The 13877-nt window shown below is 55.0% G+C and carries 16 protein-coding genes; 7 read left to right on the top strand and 9 right to left on the bottom strand.

The genetic code is table 11. The features are described from left to right. The first annotated feature begins 33 nt into the window (after positions 1-33). The gene (locus tag NST29_RS06755; protein WP_033023543.1) at positions 34-954 is read left to right on the top strand and encodes an aldo/keto reductase; all 921 of its coding nucleotides are present in this window, start codon (positions 34-36) and stop codon (positions 952-954) included. 66 nt (positions 955-1020) lie between these two features. Here NST29_RS06755 and NST29_RS06750 read toward each other — a convergent pair whose 3' ends face one another. The 6 genes from NST29_RS06750 to NST29_RS06725 all read right to left on the bottom strand — a co-directional run bounded on the left by NST29_RS06750 (position 1021) and on the right by NST29_RS06725 (position 4222). Continuing rightward, positions 1021-1254 (bottom strand): hypothetical protein, encoded by a 234-nt coding sequence (locus NST29_RS06750; protein WP_033023544.1) that lies wholly within the window; start codon positions 1252-1254, stop codon positions 1021-1023. Between the two features lie 17 nt (positions 1255-1271). Further along, positions 1272-1514 (bottom strand): YqkE family protein, encoded by a 243-nt coding sequence (locus tag NST29_RS06745; RefSeq protein ID WP_235207663.1) that lies wholly within the window; start codon positions 1512-1514, stop codon positions 1272-1274. 239 nt (positions 1515-1753) lie between these two features. After that, entirely contained in the window at positions 1754-1993 is a 240-nt protein-coding gene (locus NST29_RS06740; protein ID WP_033023546.1) for a YqkC family protein, read from the bottom strand. Beyond that, on the bottom strand, positions 1983-2327 hold the full coding sequence (locus NST29_RS06735) for an iron-sulfur cluster biosynthesis family protein (RefSeq protein ID WP_033023547.1): 345 nt from the start codon (positions 2325-2327) through the stop codon (positions 1983-1985). Before NST29_RS06735 ends, NST29_RS06740 begins: the two co-directional genes overlap by 11 nt. A gap of 144 nt (positions 2328-2471) precedes the next feature. Beyond that, positions 2472-3260, bottom strand: a complete 789-nt coding sequence (locus NST29_RS06730; protein WP_033023548.1) for an SDR family oxidoreductase — start codon at positions 3258-3260, stop codon at positions 2472-2474. Further along, positions 3251-4222, bottom strand: a complete 972-nt coding sequence (locus NST29_RS06725) for an MBL fold metallo-hydrolase (RefSeq protein WP_033023549.1) — start codon at positions 4220-4222, stop codon at positions 3251-3253. Before NST29_RS06725 ends, NST29_RS06730 begins: the two co-directional genes overlap by 10 nt. A gap of 510 nt (positions 4223-4732) precedes the next feature. Between NST29_RS06725 and proI the strand changes: the two genes are divergently transcribed. After that, on the top strand, positions 4733-5572 hold the full coding sequence (gene proI / locus NST29_RS06720) for a pyrroline-5-carboxylate reductase ProI (RefSeq protein WP_033023551.1): 840 nt from the start codon (positions 4733-4735) through the stop codon (positions 5570-5572). A gap of 135 nt (positions 5573-5707) precedes the next feature. Further along, positions 5708-6730 (top strand): NADPH dehydrogenase NamA, encoded by a 1023-nt coding sequence (namA, locus tag NST29_RS06715; RefSeq protein ID WP_033023552.1) that lies wholly within the window; start codon positions 5708-5710, stop codon positions 6728-6730. Here the strand turns inward: namA and rnz are convergent. After that, entirely contained in the window at positions 6727-7650 is a 924-nt protein-coding gene (gene rnz, locus NST29_RS06710; RefSeq protein ID WP_033023553.1) for a ribonuclease Z, read from the bottom strand. The genes namA and rnz overlap by 4 nt on opposite strands. A 511-nt stretch (positions 7651-8161) precedes the next feature. On the opposite strand from rnz, the gene zwf reads away from it, so the two are divergent. The 4 genes from zwf to NST29_RS06690 all read left to right on the top strand — a co-directional run bounded on the left by zwf (position 8162) and on the right by NST29_RS06690 (position 11529). After that, complete coding sequence (gene zwf, locus NST29_RS06705; RefSeq protein WP_033023554.1) at positions 8162-9673, top strand: glucose-6-phosphate dehydrogenase; 1512 nt, start codon at positions 8162-8164, stop codon at positions 9671-9673. Positions 9674-9968: 295 nt separating this feature from the next. Beyond that, positions 9969-10586, top strand: coding sequence for a cyclase family protein (locus NST29_RS06700; RefSeq protein WP_033023555.1), 618 nt, complete (start codon positions 9969-9971; stop codon positions 10584-10586). A gap of 214 nt (positions 10587-10800) precedes the next feature. After that, a complete protein-coding gene (locus tag NST29_RS06695; protein ID WP_051985136.1) occupies positions 10801-11112 on the top strand; it encodes an AbrB/MazE/SpoVT family DNA-binding domain-containing protein in 312 nt (103 codons plus the stop codon). After that, on the top strand, positions 11113-11529 hold the full coding sequence (locus NST29_RS06690; protein WP_033023556.1) for a PIN domain-containing protein: 417 nt from the start codon (positions 11113-11115) through the stop codon (positions 11527-11529). Positions 11530-11573: 44 nt separating this feature from the next. Here the strand turns inward: NST29_RS06690 and NST29_RS06685 are convergent, their stop codons facing one another. Continuing rightward, positions 11574-12941 (bottom strand): glycoside hydrolase family 1 protein, encoded by a 1368-nt coding sequence (locus NST29_RS06685; protein WP_033023558.1) that lies wholly within the window; start codon positions 12939-12941, stop codon positions 11574-11576. Between the two features lie 435 nt (positions 12942-13376). Further along, positions 13377-13766: a hypothetical protein gene (locus NST29_RS06680; RefSeq protein WP_033023559.1), complete on the bottom strand. Its 390-nt coding sequence runs from the start codon at positions 13764-13766 to the stop codon at positions 13377-13379. Positions 13767-13877: the final 111 nt, after the last annotated feature.

Here is a 13877-nt window from a genome sequence, read left to right as displayed (position 1 = left end):
ACGTATCATCCATGTACAAAGGAGGCTGGCAAAGTGAAAAAGCGCCGCATCGGCACATCCGACTTATACGTCAGTGAAATTGGGCTCGGCTGCATGTCGCTCGGCACGGATGAACACCATGCCATCTATCTCATTCATGAAGCATTAGAGCGCGGCATCAACTACTTGGATACAGCCGATTTATACGACCGCGGCTTAAACGAGGAATTGGTCGGCAAAGCGGTGAAAGGAAAACGCGACCAAGTGATCATCGCCACCAAGGTCGGCAACCGTTGGCGCGCGGACGGAAGCGGTTGGGATTGGGATCCGTCAAAAGCCTATATCAAACAAGCGGTCAAAGACAGCCTGCGCCGCCTGCAAACGGACTACATTGATTTATACCAGCTCCATGGCGGCACGATCGACGACCCGATCGACGAAACGATCGAAGCGTTCGAAGAGCTGAAGCGAGAAGGCGTCATCCGCTGGTACGGCATCTCCTCGATCCGCCCGAACGTCATCCGCGAATACGTGAAGCGCTCGAACATCGTCAGCGTTATGATGCAATACAGCTTGCTCGACCGCCGTCCGGAAGAGTGGTTTCCGCTCTTGCGCGAACATAACATCAGCGTTATCGCCCGCGGCCCGGTCGCTAAAGGCTTGCTCACCAACCGCCGGCTCGAGCAAGCGAGCCGCGCCGTGAAAGAACACGGCTACCTCGATTATTCATACGAAGACTTGCAGGCGCTCATCCCGAAGCTGAAAGAAAAAACGGCCGGCCGCCGTTCCTTGACCGTGACCGCGCTGCAATTTTGCCTGCATGACTCGGTCGTTGCCGCCGCCATTCCGGGGGCGAGCCGGCTCGAGCAGCTTGAGGAAAACATCGCCGCCGCTTCCGCCCCGCCGCTTGACGCTGACGAATACGAATGGTTAAAACAAGTAACGAAGCGCTCGATCTATGACATGCACCGATGAAAAAAGGAGCCCACAGCGCCAACATGGCCGCTTGCGGGCTCTTTTTTCATCCTGTTTCCCTGTTCATCAGGCCACCTCATCATCTACATACTTGTCCCTTGCCGCCCCCAAGCCAAACACGATCATGACCGCGCAAACGGCTAGCAATAAAACGAGGGGTGGGAGAAAATGACCGGCTGCATCATACAGCGCCCCAAACAGCAGCGGGCCGGCCGCCGACAGCAAGTAGCCGACCGATTGGGCCATAGCCGAGAGCTGGGCGGCTTCCAGCGGACGGCGCGTCCGCAACGTAAACAGCATCCATCGTGCCCTCCTTATTATTTAAACTTGCGCCAGTCAAGCTCGCTTTCTTCAAGCAGCTCAGCAAACGACTTTCGCTCGTCGCGCCGGCGCGCTTCCTCGCGGCGCCGCGCTTCTTCCGCCGCCCGCTGCCGCTGTTGTTCCTCAGCAAGCGCCCTCTTTTTCGCAAGCAGCTTCGCTTCGATGTCGGCGCCAAGCCGGTCAGCGAGCGTCATCGTCGACTGCTCTCGCTCTTTTCTCCGCCCCGCCTCTGTTTTCACGATGCTCACCCCCTTGCATAACAGCCGCTTGTTTGTCAAACAATACAACGAAACGACATGGAAAAGGAGAGATGACCAATGACGAAAAACCGCGCTCAAAAAGGAAAACCGTCCGCCGATACGGTCAAACCGGTCATCGGCAAAGAAGAGCTGGAAAAAGCGATCCACCCAACAAAGCGGCAAAACAGCCCGCAATAAGAAAGATCATAGAAAAACCGTAACCGGCCCGGTTACGGTTTTTACAACACCTCGGTAATGTGCGGCATATGCTCGCCGAGCCAAGCGATCGCGTCATCAAGCGTCGCAAACTCTCTCGTTTCAAACGTCATCTCATTTTGCAAAAGCCACACGTCCTTTTTGTCTTGGTACGGACCGGCGACCGACCAATGAAGCAGGCTGTACGGGTCGTTTTCATGGGTGAACGACACCCATGTTTTTTGCTTCGCCACCTTTGCGAGCTGCTCGAGCTTACCGTTCATGGCCGGCTGTCACCTCGACAAGCGGCATATGGCCGTTCAAGATTTGCCTTGGGCTTTTGAGCTGAAAAACGGTCGTCCCTGGCTTGATGTCAATCGTCATCTCCTCATCAAAAAAGATGAGGCGCGGCCGTTCCACGAGCACCGGCACGAAATTCGTCTCGACGACGACATCGTCTTCATCCGCCTTGTCAACGAGCCATAGCGCCGGCACGCCATCGACCAAACAGCCGCAGCCGTCGGTGTCATAGTTGAGCTTTAACTGCCGCCCCGATTTGGCTACAATAGGGGTAAGCGTTTGTTTTGCTGCATCAGTAAACGTGATGTTCACGCTCATCGTTGCTCCTTTTTCCGTTTGTTTCTTTACTATTCTACCCGTTGGCATGCAAGACTGTCAAAACGAAAAGGAGGAAAATCCAATGGCAAAAGGGCAAAGCAAAGTCACAGAAATGAAACGGCTGGCCCACACGAGGCCAGCCGTTTACTTTTGGAAAAACGCCCGCTTCGCTACCGTTTCGACAAGCCCCGGAGCGAGCCGGTACAACCGGCTGCCGAAGTCCATCCAACGCGGCATATTCACCTCGCGCGTCGGCGTCATCATCGCGGCAACGACGCGCTTCGCCACCGCCTCCGGCCGTAACATCCAACGCGAGACGTTGCGCACATACTCTCCCGATTCATCGGCCGCGGAAAAAAAGTTCGTCTCCACCGGCCCGGGGTTGACGGCGGTGACAAAAATGCCGAAGCGCGCCGCCTCGAGGCGGAGGCTGTCCGTAAAACCGAGAACCGCGTGTTTCGTCGCAGAGTAGACGCTTGATTTGGGCGTGGCGATTTTTCCCGCCTGCGAGGCGATGTTGATAATATGGCCGCTCTTGCGCTCTTTCATGTGCGGATACACCGCCTTCGTGCAGGCGATGAGGCCGAAGACGTTGACGGCAAACATTCGCTCCATTTCCGCCAAGTCGATGTCCTCGACATAGCGAAAGACGCCAAACCCCGCGTTATTGACCAACACATCAACCGTTTCCAACTCCGCCATCAACCGGGAAAAAACGGCCTCAACCATTTCCCGGTCGCCGACATCCAGCCGCGCATAGCGCGGACGAATGCCGGTCTGTGCCTCAATCCGCGCGCTGATTTCTTTCAGCTTTCCTTCACTGCGCGCCAACAGCACCGGAAGCGCCCCTTGGCGCGCCGCTTCATCAGCAATGTGCTCGCCGATTCCTCCCGACGCTCCAGTAATGACGACATGACGACCCTTCAACCGCATACCGACACCCCCGCCGCTTCATAGACGTAACGGCCGGCTTCCTGTTTTTTCGTCACGTATCCGTTCGCCTCGAGATAATCAAGCTGGCCGATCGTCTCCGACATCGTCAGCATCAACTGCCGTTCGTAAACCGATGGGAACAGCTTTTGGCACACGTCAAACACCGTTTGCGGGCGTTCCTTCACCATGTCGAGCACTCGCTCGGCGCGCTGGCGCTGCTTCGTCAACCGCTCGCGAACAAGGCTTCGGATGTCGGTCGCATCATCGCCATGGCCGTTTAACGAACGAACGATGTCGTAATTCAGCATTTTCTCAAGCGACTCGTTGTATTGCAGCAACGGCTTCGGCCGCTCCGTCTCCCCTTCCGCCGGCGGCTCCATCATCGGATTCGGGGAAATATGGACGAGCAAATGGTCGCCGCCGATCAACAAACCATCCTCCTCGCGATAGAGAACGATATGGCTTTGCGCATGGCCCGGCGTTTCGATCACGCGCCACCGCGGCAAACCGGGAACCGCATCCCCGTCGGTCACGGCGATATCAACAGCCCGCCGGCTCGCGTAGCGAAGCGATCCGCCTTCTTTGGACAGCCGGCTAAACAAGCGACGATCGACGCCGCATTCGGTGAAAAAGCCTTCAAAAAAGCGGACGTACCGCTCCATAAACGCCCGCTCCCGGCGCAAAAACGGGTCGGCTTTCGGATGGCCGATGATCGGGGCGTGCGGAAAGTAATCCAGCAGCCCGACATGGTCTGGATGGTGATGGGTGATCACGATTTGCTCGATCTCTTCCGGTCGGTAGCCGATCTCAGCGAGACGATGGACAAATCGCTGCCACGCTTCTTCCGTTTTCACTCCGGCATCCACTAACGTCAGCCGATCGCCAGCGATCACGTACATATGCACATCGCCGACCGGAAACGGCGTCGGCACCGTGATCCGATGCACTCGTTCCTCGTTCATCGCATTCCCTTCTTTCCCTTCAGTTCGGTAGCGATCCGTTCAGACATTGAACCAGACTGAATGATGATTCACAAATCTTGTTATTTTACAGTTTACAACGATTTCATACGTTTGTCATTCCTTTTTCTGCCGCGCATCGAAAATGGCCAAAAAATTCACGCTTCTCTCTTGACAACCAGCCTTGTCCCGCGGCATAATGACAAATAACATCACCGATACGGCCAAACTGGCGATGAACAGGGCCAGTAAACCGCAAACGGCACCAGAGAGCGAAGCCCGCGGCTGGAAGGCTTTGCTGCCCTCTTTGCGGTTGAACCTACCCTAGGAGCTGTTAGGCCAACCTAAACGCATTCCCAGCGTTATCGGGACAGAGTCGGGCCTGTTTGGCGTTTGGACCAAGCTAGGCCAAAAAAGGTGGTACCGCGGAAACGAAGGTTTTCCGTCCTTTTGCAAGGACGGAAAACCTTTTTCTTTTGCCCCGACACCCGCAAGCGAAGGAGGAGTGAAAAGATGAACAACGGACAGACGATTGCGCTGATCGGCGCCGGTTCGATGGCAGAAGCGCTCATCGCCGGCATGACGAAAGCTTTTTGCCGCCCAACTGACGTCATCGTTGCCAATCGGCAAAACCGCGCCCGTCTCGAGGAACTGGCGCGCCGCTACGGAGTGCGGGTGGCCCCAAACGCCCGTGAAGCTGCCGAACAGGCGGACATCATCGTTTTAGCAATGAAACCAAAAGACGTCGTCGAAGCGATGCACACCATCACCCCCGCCCTTGGCGCCACCCCGCTCATCCTTTCGCTGCTGGCCGGCGTCACGACCGAAACGATCGAACGGCTCGCCGGACGCGACATCCCTGTCGTGCGCGCGATGCCGAACACATCGGCCGCCGTCGGCTTATCGGCGACCGCGATCGCCGGCGGCCGCTTCGCCGCGAAAGAACATCTTGAGGTGGCCAAACAACTGTTTGAAACGGTCGGCATCGTCGCTGTAGTGCCGGAACGCGACTTGCACGCGGTCACCGGCCTGTCCGGAAGCGGTCCGGCGTATGTGTACTACTTGGTCGAAGCGATGGAAAGAGCGGCGGCCGACATCGGCCTTGAGCCTGAAGTGGCGAAACCGCTCATTTTGCAAACGATCATCGGCGCGGCTGAAATGCTCAAAGCGTCCGACAAACATCCGTCCGTCCTGCGCCGCGAAGTGACGAGCCCGGGCGGCACGACTGAAGCCGGCATTGGCGTGCTTGAGCAGTACCGATTTCAGGAGGCGGTCATCGCTTGCATCCGCCGGGCGACGGCCCGCTCCGAGGAGCTCGGCAGCGCTCTGCTCGCCGCCATCGCCGAAGCGTAAACACGATAGCCCCAGGGCACCGCTCTTTTCCACTTAATTCGAACAGGGCATCAATCCGTTTCATTTTGTTTTTGACAAGCGGCATGCTATCATCAGTCATGAACCATTCAGTGGCATAGAAAGGAGCTGCTTGTCATGAACACGATGCTGTTTTCGCCGTATACGATCGGCGGGCTGACACTGAAAAACCGAATCGTCATGTCGCCGATGTGCATGTATTCATGCGAGACAAAAGACGGCACGGTGCGCACATGGCATAAAATCCATTACCCGGCGCGCGCCGTCGGCCAAGTCGGCCTCATCATCGTCGAAGCGACCAGCGTGACGCCGCAAGGCCGCATTTCTGAACGCGACTTAGGCATTTGGAGCGATGACCATATCGCCGGACTTCGCGAACTCGTCGGGCTTGTGAAAGAGCAGGGAGCCGCCATCGGCATCCAGCTTGCCCACGCCGGCCGAAAAGCGGAAGTGCCGGGAGAGATCATCGCCCCGTCCGCCATTCCGTTCCAAGAATCGTCGCGCACACCGAAAGAAATGACCAAAACGGACATCGAAGAGACGGTGCAAGCGTTCCAAAACGGCGCGCGGCGGGCGAAGGAAGCTGGCTTTGACGTTATCGAAATCCATGCCGCTCATGGCTACTTGATCAACGAATTTTTATCGCCGCTCGCCAATCGCCGCCAAGACGAATACGGCGGTTCGCCGGAAAACCGCTACCGTTTCTTGGGCGAAGTGATCGAGGCGGTCCGCGAAGTGTGGGACGGCCCGCTGTTTGTGCGCATCTCAGCGTCCGACTACCATCCGGACGGGCTGACAGCCAGCGACTACGTTCCGTACGCCAAACGCATGAAAGAACAAGGCGTCGACCTCATCGATGTCAGCTCCGGCGCCGTCGTGCCGGCGCGCATCGACGTTTATCCCGGCTACCAAGTGCCGTTTGCCGAACTGATCCGCCGCGAAGCAAACATCCCGACCGGCGCCGTCGGCTTGATCACCTCCGGCTGGCAGGCGGAAGAAGTGCTGCGCAACGGCCGCGCCGATCTCGTCTTTTTAGGGCGCGAGCTGCTGCGCAACCCGTATTGGCCGTACGCCGCGGCGAGGGAGCTCGGAGTGAGCATCGAAGCGCCGGTGCAATACGAGCGCGGCTGGCGGTTTTAACCGCGCGGGATCGAAAACGAAGCGAAATCAGCCGCAAGCTCCGTGTTCGGAAATACGCGGCGCGCCTCGGCGACGAGCTGCTGCGCCGCCGCACCTTGGTAGCGGGAGCTGATATGGGTTAAAATGAGCCGTTTCGCCCGCGCCCGCCTCGCCACCTCGGCCGCATCGATGGTCGTAGAATGAAAATAGTCATGGGCTAGCTGCTGCTCCGCCGCGGCAAACGTCGCCTCATGGACGACGACATCGGCATCGCGGGCGAGCTCAATCGCCGCTTCGCAAAAGCGGGTGTCGCCTAGCACGGTGACGATTCGCCCTTTTTGCGGCGGGCCGACAAACTCGCGCCCGTCAAGCACGGTACCGTCCTCGAGCACGACCGTTTTTCCTTGCTTAATCTGTTGATAAATCGGGCCGGGGCGGACGCCGAGCGCTCGCAGCCGGTCAACCAAGAGCGGGCCGGGCAAGTCTTTTTCGACAACGCGGAAGCCATAAGACGGCATGCCGTGATCGAGCCGTTTGGCGATCACTTGAAACGTTTCATCATCAAAAATAACGCCTTCCTCGATCTCGGCAATGTTCAGTTCATAACGAAGCTTCGTTCCGCTGACAGCGAGCGCCGTTTCGACAAACGCGCGCAGACCGCGCGGACCAAACACAGTGAGCGGCGTCTCACCGCTTTGGAACGAACGGCTGCCAAGCAGCCCCGGCAAGCCGAATAGATGGTCGCCATGCAAGTGCGTAATCAAAATATGCTCGATGCGGCGCGGACGAATGGCGGTATGCAAAATTTGATGCTGCGTCGCCTCGCCACAATCAAACAGCCATGTCGCCCCCCGTTCGTCGAGCAGCTGCAAGGCGACGGATGAGACGTTGCGCTCTTTCGCCGGCACGCCGGCACCGGTGCCTAAAAACAACAGTTCCAACAGGCGTCCCTCCTTGTTCTCGCTCAACGTTGCCTGTTGTTAGCGTACCAATGTCGGAACGGCTTTTCAACTTCCTTTTGCGCTCTACCACCGCCGGCTCAGCACCGCCCGGCTTTATGAATGGGCGTGCCTAGCTCAAATTTTAGCGTTTCGTCCGGCCAACATCTCTGCCGTCGGAACGCAATCAAATCCTTGCGCCCTATCCGGCAAAAGTCTCTGTCGCCGGAACACAACCAAACCTTAGCGTTTCGTCCGGCCAACGTCTCCGCCCGCCGGAGCGCAATTAAATCCTTGCGCCCTATCCGGCAAAAGTCTCTGTCGCCGGAACACAACCAAACCTTAGCGTTTCGTCCGGCCAACGTCTCTGCCGTCGGAACGCAATCAAATCCTTGCGCCCTATCCGGCAAAGGTCTCTGCCCTCGGAACGCAACAAAGTATTTGCGTTCTGTCCGGCAAACCTCTACAATGGTTTCATTGAAGACGTCAATTTGGCAAAAGCGAGGTACATACGGTGGACAATATGAACCCGAAATCGATCATCGTCATTTTCGGAGCGACGGGAGATTTGGCGAAACGGAAGCTGTTTCCGTCTCTTTACCGCCTGTATGAAAAAGGGCATTTGAACGAGCGATTCGCTGTCGTTGGCGTCGCGCGCCGCCCGTTGTCGGTCGACGAGTTCCGAAACGATGTGCGCGACTCGGTTGAAACAGCGTTTCAGCAACCGCTCGCGGACGAGCGATTCATCTCCCATTTCTATTACCACCCGTTCGATGTGACGGAAGCCGAGTCGTACCAACGCTTAAAGTCGCTCCTCGAACAGCTCGATGACACATATGCGACCGAAGGCAACCGCATTTTTTACTTGGCGATGGCGCCGGAATTTTTCGGCACCGTCACTTCCCGCTTGCAGTCGGAAGGATTGACGGAAACGCGCGGCTTTAAACGGCTCGTCATCGAAAAACCGTTCGGGCATGACTTGGCGAGCGCCGAAAAGCTGAATGATGAGATTCGCCGCGTCTTTTCCGAACGGGAAATTTACCGGATCGACCATTACCTCGGCAAAGAAATGGTGCAAAACATCGAGGTCATCCGCTTCTCGAACGCCATTTTCGAGCCGCTCTGGAACAACCGGTTCATCGCCAACATTCAAATTACATCGAGCGAAACGCTCGGCGTGGAAGATCGCGGCCGCTACTACGACCATTCCGGGGCGCTGCGCGACATGGTGCAAAACCATATGCTGCAAATGGTCGCGCTTTTGGCGATGGAGCCGCCGATCAAATTAACGACCGATGACATCCGCCACGAAAAAGTGAAAGTGTTGCGCGCCTTGCGCCCGATTTCCCACGATGACGTCGACCGCTATTTCGTGCGCGGCCAATACGAGCGGGGGATGATCCACGGCAAGGCCGTGCCGGCGTACCGCGAAGAGCCGAACGTCGATCCGGACTCAAACACGGAAACGTTTGTCGCCGGGAAGCTCCTGATCGACAACTTCCGCTGGGCCGGGGTGCCGTTTTACATCCGCACCGGCAAGCGAATGGCGGAAAAGTCAACGAAAATCGTCGTCCAATTCAAAGATGTACCGATGAACTTATACTACCGGACAAACGAAACGATCGCCCCGAACTTGCTCGTTATTCACATCCAGCCGGATGAAGGAATCACCCTTCACTTAAACGGCAAAAAAACCGGGGAGTCAACGACGACGACCGCCCCGTTTCAACTCGATTACTGCAACAACTGCATCGACGGCATCAACACGCCGGAAGCGTACGAAAAGCTGCTGTACGACTGCATGCGCGGCGATGCGACGAACTTCACCCACTGGGATGAAGTGGCGGCGTCATGGCAATTTATCGACCCGATTTCTGACGTGTGGGCCAACACAAAAGCGGCCGATTTCCCGAACTATGAAGCCGGTTCGATGGGGCCGAAAGCGGCCGATGAACTACTGCAAAAAGACGGCTTCCATTGGTGGCCGATCAGCCACCCGCGTTCCGAAAAGGCGGGGGCAAACTAGCGCTCGCCCCTCCGCTCACACCTTCTGGCGCGCAAACCGAGCCGCAAAAATGGGAAACAACGAAATGAAGCGGCACGCACCGGTGACCGCCGGCTTTCTAGAAGGCCGGCGATCCACAGCCGTTTCCCTTCGGCGAGACGTTGTCAGGCGATCCGTTTTCATCACCGTTCGTCTGGACGATCACGGGCAAAACAAAGAGCGGGCTCAGCCGTCGCCCAACAACGCCAGTCCCTGACAGGCATGCTGGTTTTCGACCGCTGGCCCGCCGTCGTTGAAGCAAAGGAGTGAAGGAACGATGAAGATGTATGATGTCACCGCCCCGATTTACGAAGGCATGCCGGTTTACAAAAACAAACCGGAAAAACAGCCGAAGCGCACGACGGTGACGAACGGCTATGTGACTGAATCACGCATTGACATGGACGTGCACACCGGCACGCACATTGACGCACCCCTTCATATGGTCGAAGGCGGCGCGACATTTGAAACGATTCCGCTTGACCGCCTCGTCGGCCCGTGCAAACTGTTTGATTTGACGCATGTCAACGACCGGATTACGAAAGACGACATCGCTCATCTCGACATTCAGGAAGGCGACTTCGTTCTGTTTAAAACGAAAAATTCGTTTGAGGATGCGTTCAATTTCGAGTTTATTTTCGTCGCCGAAGACGCGGCCCGCTATTTGGCCGCCAAATCAATCCGCGGTGTCGGCATCGACGCGCTCGGCATCGAGCGGGCGCAAGAAGGCCATCCGACCCATAAAACATTGTTTTCGGCCGGCGTCATCGTCATCGAAGGGCTGCGGCTAAAAGAAGTCCCCGAAGGCCGCTATTTCATGGTCGCCGCCCCGCTCAAACTCGTCGGCACCGACGCCGCCCCGGCGCGCGTCTTGCTGTTTGACCGTGAGCTGTAAAAACAGCTGGTCCCTTGATGGGACCGGCTTTTTTATCATTCCAAACCGAGAAGCCCCCCTCTTCCACGCATGAACATACATTCTTATCATTGTTGTTGTCCCTCACACAACTTCTTACTACACCGAAAATAATATGATTTTCAATGATTGATCAAACATGCAAATAAGACATATAATAAAAGTAAGTATTGAAAAGAAGGAGCGAAACGCACCAATGGAGAAAATGAATGTTTCGGATCAACCATCGCCGGTCGTCATGAAAGCGACAAGCAAGCTGTCCAGCCGAGGGCAAGTGGTCATTCCTGCTGAAATCCGGAAAACATTAGGCCTCACCGAAGGCGATGATCTGACGTTTATCGTCAACCAAGATGGAGAAATAAAAGTGGAAGTCACGAAGAAATATCGCTTGTCACAATTAATCGGCATTCTCAAAACCAATCAGCCGTTCCGCCCCGTTGAGGAAATCCGAGATGAAGTATATCGTACGATAGGAGCAAAAGAATTGAAAGACGAGGAGGAAAACTAAGTGGCTCGCAAGCTGTGGATCGACACAAATGTCGTGATTCGAATCATGACCGGCCATCCCCAAGAGCTTGCGGAAGAAGTTGAGGACATGTTGCAGAAAGTAGAAGCAGGAGAATTGATTTTGCGCCTTAATCCGCTCGTCGTCGCAGAATGTTGCTGGGTGCTGGCCTCCGTCTATCAAGCATCGCCGTCCGACATTTCCGCCGCCTTATTAAAGTTTACCAACGGGATCGGGATCGAAACAGAGGAAAAAGATGTTGTGCAACAGGCGCTTCGAGATTACGGCGAGAAAAAGGTCGATTTCATTGACGCGTATATCGCCGCTCATGCAAAAGCGAATCCCCCAGAAGATGTCGTTACTTGGGACAAACATTTTAAACGATTGAACATTCGCCAGGGTCGCCCTAAGGACTGGTAAAAAGGCGGGGGCTTCCCCGCCCTTTTCCGAAACTCGTTCCTGTTTTACAGTTCCTCCCCATTCGTGCGAATGACGCGCTGGAACCAGTAGAAGCTTTTTTTCTTATAACGTTTCAAATCGCGCAAGTTTTGATCATCGCGGTTGACGAAAATGACGCCGTAGCGCTTGCGCATCTCGCCTTGCGAGCTTAACAAGTCGGTCGCTCCCCACATCAAATAGCCGATCACCTCGACCCCTTCTTCGATCGCCAGTTTCATTTGTTCAATATGGCGGCGCATATAGTCGATCCGCTCGTCATCGTCGACCGTGCCGTTTTCGTTCAGCTCCTCCTCAAGCCCGATGCCGTTTTCGGTGATGAAAATGGGCATCTGGTAGCGGGCGTACACGTCTTTTAACGCAAGGCGCAAGCCGATCGGATCGATCGCCCAGCCCCATTTCGTCTTCGGCAAGTGGGGATTCGGCGCAAGCCCTTTGATGATCCGCTCATCGTGTTCCTGATGGCGGACGATTTGGCTTTGATAGTAGCTAAATGACAAAAAATCGACCGTCTGCGTGCGCAGCAATTCCTCATCGCCTGCCTCAAGCGGCAAGCGGATCCCCTTTTTCTCCAGCCGATTCGTCACATAGCGCGGATAAACGCCGCGGGCGAACACGTCAAAGAAGAAATCAATGAACAGCTCTTTCGTCTGCACGTTCGCCAAAGCGTCTTCCGGCCGGCATGTCGCCGGATACGTTGTCAAATACGTCGCCATCCCGCCGATCTTCGCCTCCGGAGCGATCTCGCGCAGCGCCTTCACCGCCTTGGCGTGGGCGAGAAAGACGTGATGGCAGACGCGGTAGGCAAACGCTTCCGGGTCTTCATCATCCGGGCAGATCGCCCCCCATAAATGCGGTTGTTCGAGCACTAAGTTTTGTTCGTTGAACGTCAGCCAATAGTTCACTTTCCCACGGTAGCGCGCAAACACGGTGCGCGCGTACCGCTCAAACAAATCGACGACCTTCCGCGAGGCAAAGCCGTTGTATTTCTTCGCCAACGCCAGCGGCAAATCAAAATGGTACAGCGTAATGACCGGTTCGATGCCGTTCGCCCTCAATTCATCAAACACGGCATCATAAAACGCCAAGCCCGCTTCATTCGGCTCCCCTTCCCCATCCGGAAAAATGCGCGTCCAAGCGATGCTCGTCCGGTAGGCAGTAAAGCCGAGCTCCTTGAACAAAGCGATGTCTTCTTTGTAGCGATGGTAAAAGTCAACCGCCACTTTCCAATCGGAATGGCCTTCCGGAATCGGGCGCGCATCGACGATCGACAGCCCTTTGCCGCCTTCGTTCCACGCCCCTTCCGTCTGGAACGACGTCACCGCCCCGCCCCATAAAAAGCCGTCGGGGATGATCGATTTTCGTTGTGATGGCATGACAAATCCCTCCACGTGTAAACAAACAATAATCGTGCGCCTTATGCTCAGGCGCCATGATGACATAATGACCTTTTGTCAGAACAAGACAGGAAAAGGGGCAAGATCGGCCAAAACATGGCAGGTGATAAAATAGGGATGCTCCCCTTTAGGACATCCCCTTGCCTGCCCAGCAAAATAAGTAGTACTCCTATAACTATTTGAAATTGTGTTTTACACTTCTCAGTCGCATATTGTATATAATGGTTTTAAATACATAAAAAGGGGATTGGGAAGTAAATTGGCTCTTCACCAAAAGTTGTACTTGATTTTTTCATCACGTACCTTACTTATGCAACCAAGAAAGAACGGGAAACAAATTATTTTTGCAAACACTTGTTCAGAGAAGTGTACCGTCTGTCAAGTACATGTTGTGGTGATGAGCCAGTAAATTCTTTATTGCAACTTAGATTTAAAACCAAGAAAATGCCGTTCTTTTAAGAGAGGCTTGCGATGTTGACGTTTTTGGTGTATATAATCTCTAACTTCATCGGAAAGGGTAGCATTCATATAGAGTTCCCTTGCAATGACATTCAACATCTTAGCAATGTCTTCGATACGAAAAAGATCGAGGTCAGGAAGCAATTGAGAAACTGTCCGCTTGGCACTTTCTCTATTAAAAAACGGATCTATACATCCTGCTTTCTGGGCAACTTGTAATGATAATTGTGCCGTTTGTTTTCGATAACTAGTTCCCCCATTTTGCTGAAAACGTAACTCTCGACGTAGCTCTTCGAGAAATTCCGAAAAAGGCACTGTGGGTTCCTCTCCCGTCCTACTATTCATGGTAGTTGCCCCCTTTCCTTTGCAACTTATTTGTACCTAATATTTTATCACATTCTCTCTATAATATGCCTTTTTCCTACATCCTTTCAATTTTGATTCCCACCCATCTCT

This window comes from Geobacillus sp. FSL W8-0026 (genome assembly GCF_037966255.1).
Taxonomy (GTDB): domain Bacteria; phylum Bacillota; class Bacilli; order Bacillales; family Anoxybacillaceae; genus Geobacillus; species Geobacillus icigianus.
The sequence above is the reverse complement of the archived record's forward strand: the minus strand, read 5'-3'. Positions and strand labels throughout refer to the sequence as shown.

What these genes read in the sequence shown, in the direction of transcription:
- NST29_RS06730 (WP_033023548.1), bottom strand. Translation starts at nt 3,260, where the DNA reads ATGCGGTTGAAGGGTCGTCATGTCGTCATTACTGGAGCGTCGGGAGGA.
- NST29_RS06680 (WP_033023559.1), bottom strand. Translation starts at nt 13,766, where the DNA reads ATGAATAGTAGGACGGGAGAGGAACCCACAGTGCCTTTTTCGGAATTT.
- NST29_RS06750 (WP_033023544.1), bottom strand. Translation starts at nt 1,254, where the DNA reads ATGCTGTTTACGTTGCGGACGCGCCGTCCGCTGGAAGCCGCCCAGCTC.
- NST29_RS06740 (WP_033023546.1), bottom strand. Translation starts at nt 1,993, where the DNA reads ATGAACGGTAAGCTCGAGCAGCTCGCAAAGGTGGCGAAGCAAAAAACA.
- NST29_RS06725 (WP_033023549.1), bottom strand. Translation starts at nt 4,222, where the DNA reads ATGAACGAGGAACGAGTGCATCGGATCACGGTGCCGACGCCGTTTCCG.
- namA (WP_033023552.1), top strand. Translation starts at nt 5,708, where the DNA reads ATGAACACGATGCTGTTTTCGCCGTATACGATCGGCGGGCTGACACTG.
- NST29_RS06695 (WP_051985136.1), top strand. Translation starts at nt 10,801, where the DNA reads ATGGAGAAAATGAATGTTTCGGATCAACCATCGCCGGTCGTCATGAAA.
- proI (WP_033023551.1), top strand. Translation starts at nt 4,733, where the DNA reads ATGAACAACGGACAGACGATTGCGCTGATCGGCGCCGGTTCGATGGCA.
- NST29_RS06735 (WP_033023547.1), bottom strand. Translation starts at nt 2,327, where the DNA reads ATGAGCGTGAACATCACGTTTACTGATGCAGCAAAACAAACGCTTACC.
- NST29_RS06700 (WP_033023555.1), top strand. Translation starts at nt 9,969, where the DNA reads ATGAAGATGTATGATGTCACCGCCCCGATTTACGAAGGCATGCCGGTT.
- NST29_RS06685 (WP_033023558.1), bottom strand. Translation starts at nt 12,941, where the DNA reads ATGCCATCACAACGAAAATCGATCATCCCCGACGGCTTTTTATGGGGC.